Here is a 12,313-nt window from a genome sequence, read left to right on the forward strand (position 1 = left end):
CCGGCCGAGCTCAGCCCGCGGCGATGAGACGGTCGCGCACCTCGCGGCGCAGCACCTTGCCGATCAGCGACTTCGGCAGCTCGTCGAGCTGCACGACCCGGCGCGGCACCTTGTAGGCGGCGAGCTGCCCGCGCGAGGCGTCGCGGATCGCCTCGGGGTCGAACCTCGCACCCGGTTCGAGCACGACGGCCGCCACGACGTCTTCGCCGCCGCCCGAGCGGGGCAGGCCGACGACGGCCACCTCGGCCACGCCGGGGGCGTTCCGCACGGCCTCCTCGACCTCGGACGGTGCGACGTTGAAGCCGCCGGTGACGATGAGCTCCTTGATGCGGTCGACGATCGTGACGTAGCCGTCGGCGCTCATGGTGACGATGTCGCCCGTGCGGAACCAGCCCCCCTCGAGGAAGGCGTCGGCGGTCTCGTCGGGGCGGTTCCAGTAGCCACGGAACACCTGCGGCCCGCGCAGCAGCAACTCGCCCGCGGCGCCGGCGACGACCGGGCGACCCGGGTCGGGGTCGTCGCGGTCGACGACCATCGCCTCGGTCGACGGGAACGGCACGCCCACCGTGCCGACGCGGCGGGTCGGGCCGATCGGGTTGCCGAGCGCCACCGGCGAGGTCTCGGTCAGCCCGAAGCCCTCGACGAGCAGTCCGCCCGTCACGCCCTCCCAGGACTGGACGACCGCGGTGGGCAGGTTCATGGCGCCCGAGATGGCGAAGCGGGCGCTCGAGAGGTCGACGCCGCGCTCGCGGGCCGCGTCGGCCAGGCGCTGGTAGATCGGCGGCACCGCCGGCAGGAAGGTCGGCGGGTGCTTCTTCGCCGCCTTGAGCACGAGGTCGACGTCGAACTTCGGGAACAGCACCAGGCGCGCCCCGATGCTCATGGCGAAGGTCAGGCAGAGGGTCAGGCCGTAGGCGTGGAAGAACGGCAGCACGCCGTAGACGGTCTCGTCGCCGTCGACGAGGCCCGGCACCCAAGCGCGCCCCTGCGCCGCGTTGCTGCGGAGGTTGCGGTGGGTGAGGATCGCACCCTTGGGGGAGCCGGTCGTGCCGCTCGTGTACTGCAGCAGGGCGATGTCGTCGACGTCGGGGCGGGGGTGCCTCTTGCGCAGCGGACGGTTCGCCAGCAGGCCCTGCCACGTCACGTCGCCCTCGGCGCCGTCGGTGAGGGCGGCGCGGCTCTTCTTCGCCGCGGGCACGGGCAGCTTGAGGGCGAGGCGGGTGGCGAGCGGCATGCCCTTGGTCACGTCGACCGAGACGACGGTCGAGAAGCCGATGTCGGCGGGCAGGGCACGCAGGCGGTCGACGAGCTTGTCCCAGGCGACCGCGATCGTCGCGCCGTGGTCCTCGAAGAGGTGGCGCAGCTCGCGGTCGGTGTAGAGCGGGTTGTGCTCGACCACGACGGCGCCGAGGCGCAGCACCGCGTAGAACGCCACCACGTGCTGCGGGCTGTTGGGCAGGATCAACGCGACCCGGTCACCGCGACCCACGCCGAGCCTCCTGAGCCCTTCGGCCGCGCGGGCGACCTGGTCGCCCAGGTCGCGGTAGCTGGTCTCGCGCCCGAAGAACTCGAGGGCCGGCTTCTGCCGGTAGGTCGACACTGCGTCGTCGATCAGGTCGACGAGGCTGCCGGTGACGGGCTCGATGTCGGCGGGGACGTCGGGGGCGTAGCTGTGCAGCCACGGGCGGGCGATCGGGTCGGTCATGGCACCACTGTGGCAGGGCAGGGTGATGAACCCCCGGGAGGCGCGGGTGACGTCGTCGACGCGCCGCCCGCCGCCTGCCGGACGGCTCAGCGGGCGTCGCGCCCGGTGAGCGCGAGCAGTCGGATGCGCAGCGGGGCGTCGTCGTCGACCGGGACCGGCGAGGCGAACAGCCCCGAGGCCTCGAGGGCGTCCTTCTGCGGCGCGAAGACGCCCCAGACGGCCTCGACGAGGTCGTCGTCGAGCTCTTCGTCGGTGCCCACGGCCCGTGCGAGGTCCCAGGTGTGGATCGTGACGTCGGCGACCTGCTCGGCGAGGTACTCGTGCACCGGCACGACGTCGGCGCTCAACCGCACCTCGGCGTCGGGGTCGGCCTCGCCCCAGGCGGCGGTGGCGGCGCCCGACCAACGGTGCCAGGCCTCGACCAGGTCGTCGCCGAGGGGCTCGATCGAGTTCTCGGCCTCGGCCGGGTCGCCGCCCTCGAGCAGCAGGGGCACCCACTGCTGCTCGCGCGTGACGTGGCGCACGAGATCGCGCACCTTCCACTCGGTGTCGGGAGTCGGGGCGTCCCAGTCGGCGACGGCCTCGACCCGGCGGGCGAACTCGTCGTGGGCGGTCTTCTGCAGGGTGATCCAGTCGACGGTCATCGGGAGTCCTCTCGGGGTGGGGCGGTGGCTCTCGGCGTCAACCGCCGTCGTCGGCGCATTGTTCCGCAGGGCGCTGCCCATGATGCCAGGGCGGCCGGTTCGGCTAGGGTCGTCGGCATGACCCACGGCCTGTCGGTGCTCGCGCCCCTCGTGGCGTTCGTCGAGGCCGTCCTGTCGTCCGGCGGGGCCCCGCCGTCCGCGGTCGTGCTCGTCGGCCTGCTCGGCGCCGCGACCGCCGTGGTCGCGCTGGGCGTCGCCCGGGTCGTGCTGACCCTCTGCGGGCTGGCCGGGGCGGTGCCCGAGGTGACGCTCCGTGAAGAAGCCGGCACGCGCCTCCTCGTCTGGCGCCGCGACCCCGACGCCCGCGGGCACGTGCGGTCACGGGCCCCGGGGCGGGCCGTCCCGGCCGCCTGAGCGCACCCGCGCCCGCGTCGATCCGACGCCCCGCGTCGATCCGACGCCCCGCGTCGATCCGACGCCCCTCGGCGGCCAGAAGACACCCACCGTCTCTCTGACCAAGGAGTCCGCATGGACCTGTCCACCCTCCACCCGATCGCCGTCGTCCTCGACGGCCTGCAGTCGCTCGTCACCACCCTCGGCGCGTTCGTCGAGCCGGTCGCCGGCGCGTCCGCCGCCGCGCTCGGCGTCGTGCTGTTCACCCTGCTCGTCCGGCTCGTGCTCGTGCCGGTCGGCGTCTCGCAGGTGCGCGCCGAGATCGCCCGTCGCCGGCTGGCCCCGGCGATCGCCGACCTGAACCGGCGCATCACCGACCCCGAGGCCCGCAGCCGGGCGCTGATGGCGCTCTACGCCTCGGAGAAGGTCTCGCCGCTGGCCGGCTGCCTGCCGACGCTCGCGCAGGCGCCCGTCCTCACCGCCGTCTACTCGCTGTTCGCGCACTCCGAGATCGCCGGTCACGCCAACGCCCTCTTGTCGCACACCCTCGGTGGCGCGGCGCTCGGGGCGAACCTGTTCGTCACGCTCGGGACGGGGCTCGCGGCCGTCTGGCCGTACCTGGTGCTGCTGGTGCTGCTCGCGCTCGTCGTCGAGCTGAGTCGGCGCGCGACCCTGCGCTTCACGGGCCCCGGGGCGACCACGACGGCGGGTCGAGGGCACGGGCAGGAGGCGCCGGCCGGCACGGCGGGCATGCTGCGTTGGTTGCCGTTCGTCAGTGTGGCGTTCGCGGCGGCCGCCCCGCTGGCCGCCGGCCTCTACCTCGTGACGAGCGCGGCCTGGACGCTGGGGGAGCGGGCGGTGCTGCGCCGGGTGCTCGCGCCGGCCTGAGCCGCGTGCGGGCCCGGATCGGGACCGCCCGCACGCGGAAGGGCCCGCCCTCGCCGTGCGAGAGCGGGCCCTTCGGGGTGCTGCGGTCGCCTACGCGGCGAGCGTGAACTGGATCTCGAGCGTGACGGTGACGTCGTTGCCGAGGGTGAAGCCGCCGGCCTCGAGGGCGGCGTTCCAGGTGACGCCGAACTCGGTGCGGTCGATCTTGGTCGTGGCCGAGAAGCCGAGCTTGGTCTGGCCGTAGCCGTCGACGACGAGGCCGCCGAACTCGCTCTTCAGGGTGACGGGCTTGGTGACGCCGCGGAGGGTCAGGTCGCCGTGCACGAGGAACGCGTCGTCGCCCTTCTCCTCGATGCTGGTCGACACGAAGGTCATCTTGGGGTGCTCTTCGGCGAGGAAGAAGTCGCCGGTCTGCAGGTGACCGTCGCGGTCCTTCTGGTTGGTGTTGACCGAGGCCACGTCGATCGAGGCGGTGACCTTCGAGGCGGTGTGGTCCTCGTCGGTGACCAGCGAGGCGTCGAACGACTCGAACGAGCCCTTGACCTTGCTGATGGCGAGGTGGCGGACGCTGAACGAGACCTCGCTGTGCGTGGGGTCGAGGTTCCAGGTGCCGGCGGGGATCTTCTCTGCGGTGATGGTCATGGTGTTCTCCAGTATCTGTGAGTTCGAGGTCGATGACGTGTCATCGAAGCTGGTACGAGTATATGCAAGCGCATCCAAAGGGACAACATTCCCGAGGTGGCCGAGACGTGTCGAGCCGGTGTCGGATGCGCCGAGCCGGGCTCAGGCCGGGCGGCGTTCGGGTGAGACGGTCTTCGCGGGGTCCTTCTCCGCCAGGTCGCCGAGGGCGTCGTCGATCCGCGTCATGACGTCGGCCGGCAGGGTGACGCCCGCCGCCTTGACGTTGTCGGCGACCTGCTCGGGGCGCGACGCCCCGATGATGGCCGACGCGACGTTGTCGTTCTGCAGCACCCATGCGATGGCGAGCTGCGCCATCGACAGCCCCAGGTCGGCCGCGATCGGTTCGAGCTTCGCGACCCCCGTGAGCACCTCGTCGGTGAGGAAGCGCTTGATCGTGTCCGCGCCTCCCTTGTCGTCGGTGGCCCGGCTGCCCGCGGGCAGCTCGGCGCCCGGCTTGTACTTGCCGGTCAACACACCCTGCGCGACGGGTGACCAGACGATCTGACCGACGCCGTGCTGCTTGCTCGCGGGCACGACGTCGGACTCGATGACGCGCCAGAGCATGGAGTACTGCGGCTGGTTGGAGATGAGCTGGATGCCGTGCTGCACCGCGAGCTCGTGCCCGGCGCGGATCTGTTCGGCCGTCCACTCGCTCACGCCCACGTAGAGCGCCTTGCCGGCCCGCACCACGTCGGCGAAGGCCTGCATGGTCTCTTCGAGCGGGGTCTCGTGGTCGTAGCGGTGGGCCTGGTAGAGGTCGACGTAGTCGGTGCCGAGGCGGCGGAGCGACCCGTCGATCGACTCGAGGACGTGCTTGCGGCTGAGGCCGACGTCGTTGTGGCCACGGGGCCCGGTCGGCCAGTAGACCTTCGTGAAGATCTCGAGGCTCTCGCGACGTTCGCCCGCGAGCGCGTCACCGAGCACCTGCTCCGCCGCCGTGTTCGCGTACGCGTCGGCGGTGTCGAAGGTCGAGATGCCGGCGTCGAGGGCCGCGCGGACGCACTGCGTGGCCACGTCGTTCTCGACCTGGGACGCGTGCGTCAGCCAGTTGCCGTAGGTGATCTCCGAGATCTTGAGTCCGCTGTCGCCGAGGTGTCTGAATTCCATGGCCCCACGCTACGCGTCCCCACGGCCGGGGCGAGGGGGTGTGCGGCGGACTCGCGTGGCGTACAGTGACGATTCATCAGGTCGTGTCCCCCGCGTGGGGGACACGACCCGTCGGACGTCGCGGTCCCAGCTCGGGGCGGGCGTCCGAGGCTCCTGCAGACCCGACCCGACTGGAGCACCACCGTGACCTCCGACCCGACCCTGGCGGCACCCGGCCCCGTGCTGACGCCGACGCTGCCCGCGACCCCCACGCCGTTCGCGCCGAACCGCGGGGGCTCGCCCGTGGGCTCGGTCGACGGCGTCTCGGCGGCCCTGCCCTGGGCCGACTGGTCGAGCGTGCAGTGGGTCGGCGTCGGGGTGCTCGCCGTCCTCGTCGCCCTCGTGGTGGTGCTGTCGCTCCGACGCACGGCCCGGCGGCTGTACCTCGTCCGCGAACGGGAAGAGCTCGGCCACCGCGACCTCGACGGGCCGGTGCTGCCCCCGGCCCACTCGTTCACGGCGCTCGTGCCGGCGCTCGGTCCGGCCGGGCTGGCCGTGACCCTCGACCTGCTCGCGCGGCAACAGCACCCCGACGTGCACGTCCTCGTGGCGGTCGACCCCGAGGACCGCCTGACGCACGACGTCGCCACGTCGGCCGTCCGTCGTCACCCCGGACGAGTCCGGATCGTGACCACCCGCCCCTCCGCCGGCCCGGCCTCGACCGTGGCCTCGGCGCTCGCCGGCGCGCTCGCGGCGGTGGGTGACGGCGTCGTGGGCGTCTTCTCACCGGGCGACCGCCCGCACCCCCGGCTGTTCGCCCTCGTCGACTCCGTCCTGACCCGCACCGACGCCGACGCGGTGCAGCACGCCAGCCGCCCGGCCCTCGAACCGTCGCCGTGGTGGTCGCCCCGGCTGGCGGTCGACCGGTGGTGGTGGGCACGGTCGGTCGTGCGCTCGCACGGACGCGCCGGTTTCGTCCCGCTGTCGGACAGCACGCTCTTCGTCCGTCACTCCTGGCTCGCCTGGGCCGGCGGCTGGGACGCCGCCTGCGTCGAGGCGGGGCTCGACCTCGGCGTCCGCATGACGGTCGCCGGGGCCCGCGTCGTCGTGGCCACCTCGCCCGGGACCACCACGGTCGAGCGGGCGCCCGGGGGGCTCCGTGACCTGTTCCGTGCCCGGACGAGATGGGCCAGGGGCTGTCTGCAGGTGCTCGGCAAGGGCGACTGGCGGCGGCTGCGGCCGACGGCGCGGCGCCACGCCCTCGGCGTGCTCACCGAACCGCTGCTCGACGCCGGCGCGACGATCGTCGGCACCGCGGTCGTCGCGTCGACGGTCCTGGTCGGAGCGCCGGCCGTCGTGATCGGCCTGGCCCTGGTGCCGCTGCTGCCCGCCGCCCTGGCGCAGCTGCTGGACGTCGGGGCGACCACGGAGGCGGCCGCCGAGCAGGGGAGGCGCGCGACGGCCCGCGAGCGCCTCCTGGTGGTCGTCGGCGCCGTACCCAGCCGACTCGTCACCCTCGTGGCCGTCGTCGCCGCGATCGGGGCCGAGCTCACGGGCGCCGGCCCGCGGGTCGCGCGAGCGACGGCGGCGCCCGTCCCGAGTGCTCCCGCGGCGGGCGTCCGGCCCGCCCGCGTCGACGAGCCCGCGACGAGATGAACGGCAGATGTCGCCCACCTGGCAGTTGACCGAGACGGGCGTACCCCGACCAAACCGATCTGCCGACGCCCCCCGAACCGGTCACATGCCCGAAACCGAGTACCCCGTCCGGGGGACGCGTCCCGACCGCGCCGCCTCGACGAACCCGACCCCACCCCTGCGCCTCGTCGCCCGGGTGAAGGAGCTCGCGACCTTCGGCGCCGTGGGCGGCATCGCCTTCGTCGTCGACGTCGGCGTCTATAACCTGCTGCGCTCGACCCTGCTCGACGACAAGCCGATCGGGGCCAAGGTCCTCTCGGTGGTCGTCGCCACGGTGGTCGCCTGGTTGGGCAACCGCTACCTCACGTTCCGTGAAGGACGCAACCAGGCCGTCGTCCGGGAGGCCGTCACCTTCGGCCTCGTCAACGTCGGCGGCCTGCTGGTCGCCTCGGCGTGCCTGTTCGTCTCGCACTACCTGCTGGGCTTCACGAGCCAGCTCGCGGACAACGTCGCGGCGAACGGCGTCGGGCTCGTGCTCGGCACGGTGTTCCGCTACCTGGCCTACCGCCACCTCGTCTTCCGCGGCTCGCCCGCGGTCGCCTCCTCGGCCGACACCCCCGAAGCGTCGGCCGCGCTCGCCACCGTCGTCGGCCCCGTGCCGACCGACGACCCCACCCGACAGAACACCCCGCAGGCCCACCTGCACCCGACCCACTGACTGGAGAGTGATCCTGTGTCGACTGACCCGACCCAGATCCCGACATCACATCTCGCAGCGGGCGAACCCGCCCCGTTGCTCACCCCCCAAGCCCCGTCCGACCCGTCGCAGTTCGTCCCGAACCGCGGCACCACCGGCGCCACCGAGTCGATGATCGGGTTCCAACTGCCCGACTGGTCGCCCCTCGAGTGGATCGGCTACTCGTCGCTCATCGTGGTGACGATCCTGCTCACCGCGGTCGCCGTGTCCACCCTCTGGTGGATGCTGCACGCTTGGCGCTCGAAGGACAACCTCGAGGACAGCCAGTTCAGCGCGAACCCCCTCGACCCCGCCCACTCGTTCACCCTGCTGGTGCCCGGCCGGCACGAGGAGGAGGTCATGGGCCAGACCCTCGACCGCCTCGCGATGCAGGACCACCCCGACTTCGAGATCATCGCGATCGTCGGCCACGACGACCCCGGCACCGAGCGGGTCGCCCGTGAGGCCGCCGCCCGCCACCCCGAGCTGATCCGCGTGATCGTCGACTCGAGCGTGCCGAAGAACAAGCCGAAGGCGCTCAACCTCGCCTTGCAGACGTCACGTGGCGAGATCGTCGGCGTCTTCGACGCCGAGGACGAGGTGCACCCCCGCCTGCTGACGCTGGTCGACTCGCGGTTCACCGAGACCGACGCCGACGTGGTGCAGGGCGGCGTGCAGCTGATGAACTTCCAGTCGAGCTGGTGGAGCCTCCGCAACGTGCTCGAGTACTACTTCTGGTTCCGCTCGCGCCTGCACTTCCACGCCAAGGAGAAGTTCATCCCCCTCGGCGGCAACACGGTCTTCGTGCGCAAGGACTGGCTCGACTGGTCGCAGGGCTGGGACGCCGAGTGCCTCGCCGAGGACTGCGAGCTCGGGGTCCGTCTCTCGAGCGCCGGCGCCAAGGTCGTCGTGGCCTACAGCCCCGAGGTCGTCACCCGCGAGGAGACCCCCGGCACCTTCGTCTCGCTGCTCAAGCAGCGCACGCGCTGGAACCAGGGCTTCATGCAGGTCTACGGCAAGGGCGAGTGGAAGAAGCTGCCGCGTCTGCGCCAGCGCCTGATGGCCCGCTACCTGCTCACCATGCCGTTCATCCAGGCGGCCACGGGTCTGTTGATCCCCATCTCGGTGATCCTCATCCTGACCACCAAGGTGCCCACCGCCATCGCCCTCGTCTCGTTCGTCCCCCTGGCCCCGACCCTGGTGCTGCTGGCCGTCGAGTTCACCGGCCTCCGCGAGTTCGGTCGGGTGTACGGGCAGAAGGTGCGTGCCCGCGACTACTTCCGCCTCGTCTGGGGACTGCTCCCGTACCAGATCTTCCTCGCGCTCGCCGCGGTCCGGGCGGTCTTCCGTCAGCTGCGCGGCCTCAACGCCTGGGAGAAGACCGAGCACACCGGTGCCCACCGCGACGAGGTCGCGACCGAACCGCAGGAGGCGCCCCGCGCCTCCCAGCAGGAGCCCGCCATGGCCATGACCGGAGGTGACCGATGACGTCCACGCTGAACCGCCCCCGCGCGGCCGACACCACCGTGTCGAACGCCCCGGGCGCCCCCGTGGTGCCCACCAAGGACCTCCGCGGGGCCAAGCCGGCCTCGTGGCTGCGCCGACACGGCGCGGGCCTCGCCTGGCTGCTGCCCGTCCTGGCGATCGCCGCGGTCGTCCAGGCCTTCAACATGGACGGCTCGCCGCAGCGCATCGACGACGAGGGCACCTACACCGCCCAGGCCTGGGCCATCCAGAACCTCGGCGAGATCGCCCACTACACCTACTGGTACGACCACCCGCCCGTCGGCTGGTTGCAGATCTCGGCCTACACGGCCCTGACCGGAGCCTTCTCGCGGTACGACGTGGCCGTGCTGGCCGCCCGCGAGGCGATGCTCTTCTTCACCCTCGTCTCGGTCGTCCTCGTCTGGCTGCTCGGTCGCAAGCTCGGCCTCAGCCGCCCCGCGGCCGCCGTCGCGGGCCTCGTGTTCGCCGTGTCGCCGCTGGCCCTGCAGTTCCACCGCACGGTCTACCTCGACAACGTCGCCACCCCCTGGCTGCTCGCCGCGTTCGTCTTCGCCCTGAGCCGGCGGTACCAGCTCGCCGGTTTCGCAGCCGCCTCGCTGTCGTTCGGCATCGCGGTGCTCTCGAAGGAGACGTACCTGCTGGCGCTGCCCTTCCTGGCCTGGATGATGTGGCGCGGTGCCGACAAGGCGACGCGCCGCTACACCCTGTCGATCGCGGCCAGCCTGCTCGTGCTCGTCGGCCTCGGCTACGTCGCGCTCGCCGCGGTCAAGGGCGAGCTGCTGCCGGGTGCCGGCCGGGTGAGCCTGCTCGAGGGCATCCAGTTCCAGCTCGCGACCCGTGAGGCCAGCGGTTCGGTGTTCGACACCGGCAGCCTGTTCTTCGCGACGGTGTCGCAGTGGTGGCAGCTCGACCAGGTGCTCATCGTGCTCGGCACGCTCGCCTCGATCGTCGCGGTGTTCGTGAAGAAGCTGCGTCCGCTCGGCGTGATGATGGTGTTCTTGATCGCGTTCATGTTCCGCCCCGGCGGGTACCTGCCGGTGCCCTACGTGATCATGCTGCTGCCGTTCGCGGCCCTGCTCGTCGCGGCCGTCACCGACCACGCCGTCAAGGCGTTCCGGGCCCGTCGGTCCGGCGCCCTCTCGACCGCGGCCACCCGCACCGGTTCGGTCGCCTGGCTGGCGCTCACGCTGGCCGCCGTCGTGGCGATCGTGCCGCTCTGGGCCGTCCAGCTGCGCGGGTTCCTCGACAGCGACCTCGACGCGCCGATGCGCAACGCCGAGACCTGGGTCGAGACCAACGTGCCGAAGGACAGCCGTCTGCTCGTGGACGACGCCGTGTGGGTCGACCTGGTCAAGGCCGGCTTCTCGCGGGAGAACGTCATCTGGTTCTACAAGATCGACACCGACGGCGCCGTCCAGGCGCAGTCGCCGAACGGCTGGCGCGACTCGGACTACCTGTTCGAGACCGAGTCGGTGCGCACCTCGGGAGCGGCCTCGGCCGACATCCGCGACGCGCTCGCCAACTCGACGGTCGTCGCGACCTTCGGCGAGGGCGACCAGCAGGTGAACATCCGCCGGATCGACAGCCAGGGCGAGGCCCAGGCGCAGACCGAGGCGGACGACGCCGCGTCGGCGCGGTCGCAGGCCGGTGCCGAGCTCGCGCAGAACCCGAACCTGCAGATCTCGTCGACGCTCCGCACCGCGCTCTCGGACGGCCGCCTCGACCCGCGTGCCATCATCGTGCTCGGGCAGCTGGCCGCCATGGGGCCGATCTCGGTCGCCGACCCCCAGGCGCTGCCGGGCGAGCAAGAAGCGCTCTTCCGCCAGTTCGACGTCACCCCGCAGGGCGGCCAGTCCGTCGACGAGCTCCGGTCGACGCTCGAAGGGCTCGGCAGCGTCTACGTGCCCGAGTCGGTCGTGCCCTCGGGCGACGGGCTCCAGGTCACCTTCTCGGCCGTCGCGCCGAGCGGCGTGCTCAGCAACTGATCGCCACGCCGGCGTCCGCCCCCGCAGCGGGCGCCGGCACCTCCTCACCGCGTCCCACCCCCGGGTGGGACACCCGACCGGAAAGGACCAGCCACATGGCTTCCCTCTCACGCACCACCGGCGCCCTCGCCGCCACCGCTCCCGCACAGCCCGTCCGGCGTCGTCGCCTCGCGGCGGTGCTCGCCCTCACCGCTGCGGCGGGCGTCGCCCTCGCCGGCTCGCTCGTCGGCGTCTCGCCCGCGAACGCCGCCGACGGCGACGGCTGGGTGCGCGTCGGCCACCTGTCGCCCGACACCAAGGCCGTCGACGTCACCCTCACCTCGCTCAAGGGCGGGCAGGTCGTCATGGACCTCGACGACGTCACCTACGGCCAGGTCAGCCCGTACCAGGCCCTGCCCGCCGGGACGTACGTCGTCTCGATGACCGCGGCCGACGCGCCCACCGCCGCCAAGCCGGTCATCACGTCGAACATCACGGTCGACAGCGGCCAGCCGATCACCGCCGTCGCCTACGGCCCGAACGACGACCTCAAGACGCAGGTCTTCAAGGACGACCTGACGGCTCCGGCCGAGGGCCAGGCGAAGGTCCGCCTCGTGCAGGCGGCGAACGTCAGCAAGACCGTGACCGTCGCCACGAGCACCGGCACGACGATCGCCGAGGACGCGCCGTTCGGCAGCGCCAGCGGCTACGCCCAGGTGGCCGCCGGCCCGTGGACCCTCGACCTCACCGGCCAGAAGGTCAGCGGCACCAGCGACGTCGACCTCGCCGCGGGCAGCATCAACACGCTGTTCGTGCTCGACAACTCGACCGGGGGCATCACCATCGTCCCCGTGGTCGACAGCGCCGCCACGGCACAGGCGCCCGTCGGCGGCGTCCAGACGGGCGGCGGCTACCTCGCCGAGCACCCGCAGAAGAGCGAGTCCAAGGGCCTCTGGGCCACCGTGCTCGGCTGGTTCGGGGTCTGACGCCCCGCACCACCGCGGCAGGACGAGGAGGCGCGGTGAGCGCTCGTGCACACCGCGCCTCCCCGGCTCCCTCCGCACCCGCACGACGG

At 72.5% G+C, this 12,313-nt stretch carries 11 protein-coding genes; 7 read left to right on the top strand and 4 right to left on the bottom strand.

All coding sequences use genetic code 11. From position 1 onward, the window contains the following. Positions 1-10: 10 nt before the first annotated feature. Together ITJ55_RS11125 and ITJ55_RS11130 are read right to left on the bottom strand one after the other, a co-directional pair. Entirely contained in the window at positions 11-1,705 is a 1,695-nt protein-coding gene (locus ITJ55_RS11125; protein WP_194595388.1) for a long-chain-fatty-acid--CoA ligase, read from the bottom strand. 86 nt (positions 1,706-1,791) lie between these two features. Beyond that, positions 1,792-2,349 (bottom strand): TIGR03086 family metal-binding protein, encoded by a 558-nt coding sequence (locus ITJ55_RS11130; protein WP_056262378.1) that lies wholly within the window; start codon positions 2,347-2,349, stop codon positions 1,792-1,794. 117 nt (positions 2,350-2,466) lie between these two features. Here ITJ55_RS11130 and ITJ55_RS11135 point away from each other — a divergent pair, with 117 nt between their 5' ends. Both ITJ55_RS11135 and yidC read left to right on the top strand, forming a co-directional pair. Next, positions 2,467-2,763, top strand: a complete 297-nt coding sequence (locus tag ITJ55_RS11135; RefSeq protein WP_194595389.1) for a DUF6412 domain-containing protein — start codon at positions 2,467-2,469, stop codon at positions 2,761-2,763. Between the two features lie 114 nt (positions 2,764-2,877). Then, the gene (gene yidC, locus ITJ55_RS11140) at positions 2,878-3,630 is read left to right on the top strand and encodes a membrane protein insertase YidC (RefSeq protein ID WP_194595390.1); all 753 of its coding nucleotides are present in this window, start codon (positions 2,878-2,880) and stop codon (positions 3,628-3,630) included. Between the two features lie 90 nt (positions 3,631-3,720). On the opposite strand, the gene ITJ55_RS11145 is transcribed toward yidC, so the two are convergent. Continuing rightward, the gene (locus ITJ55_RS11145) at positions 3,721-4,272 is read right to left on the bottom strand and encodes a YceI family protein (RefSeq protein ID WP_194595391.1); all 552 of its coding nucleotides are present in this window, start codon (positions 4,270-4,272) and stop codon (positions 3,721-3,723) included. Positions 4,273-4,413: 141 nt separating this feature from the next. Continuing rightward, the gene (locus ITJ55_RS11150) at positions 4,414-5,418 is read right to left on the bottom strand and encodes an aldo/keto reductase family protein (protein ID WP_194595392.1); all 1,005 of its coding nucleotides are present in this window, start codon (positions 5,416-5,418) and stop codon (positions 4,414-4,416) included. 183 nt (positions 5,419-5,601) lie between these two features. Here ITJ55_RS11150 and ITJ55_RS11155 point away from each other — a divergent pair, with 183 nt between their 5' ends. The 5 genes from ITJ55_RS11155 (at position 5,602) to ITJ55_RS11175 (ending at position 12,224) form a co-directional block, all read left to right on the top strand. Next, positions 5,602-7,053 carry a glycosyltransferase family 2 protein gene (locus ITJ55_RS11155; protein WP_194595393.1) on the top strand — a complete coding sequence of 484 codons (1,452 nt, stop codon included), beginning with the start codon at positions 5,602-5,604 and terminating at the stop codon, positions 7,051-7,053. An 85-nt stretch (positions 7,054-7,138) separates the two neighbouring features. Beyond that, entirely contained in the window at positions 7,139-7,750 is a 612-nt protein-coding gene (locus ITJ55_RS11160; protein ID WP_082486838.1) for a GtrA family protein, read from the top strand. 15 nt (positions 7,751-7,765) lie between these two features. Continuing rightward, positions 7,766-9,256, top strand: coding sequence for a glycosyltransferase (locus tag ITJ55_RS11165; RefSeq protein WP_235491532.1), 1,491 nt, complete (start codon positions 7,766-7,768; stop codon positions 9,254-9,256). Then, positions 9,253-11,259 (top strand): glycosyltransferase, encoded by a 2,007-nt coding sequence (locus ITJ55_RS11170; protein WP_194595394.1) that lies wholly within the window; start codon positions 9,253-9,255, stop codon positions 11,257-11,259. Before ITJ55_RS11165 ends, ITJ55_RS11170 begins: the two co-directional genes overlap by 4 nt. Positions 11,260-11,354: 95 nt before the next feature. Next, a complete protein-coding gene (locus ITJ55_RS11175) occupies positions 11,355-12,224 on the top strand; it encodes a DUF4397 domain-containing protein (RefSeq protein WP_194595395.1) in 870 nt (289 codons plus the stop codon). The last annotated feature ends 89 nt before the right edge of the window (positions 12,225-12,313 follow it).

The sequence above is a fragment of the Frigoribacterium sp. VKM Ac-1396 genome (genome assembly GCF_015350895.1).
Lineage (GTDB): Bacteria > Actinomycetota > Actinomycetes > Actinomycetales > Microbacteriaceae > Frigoribacterium.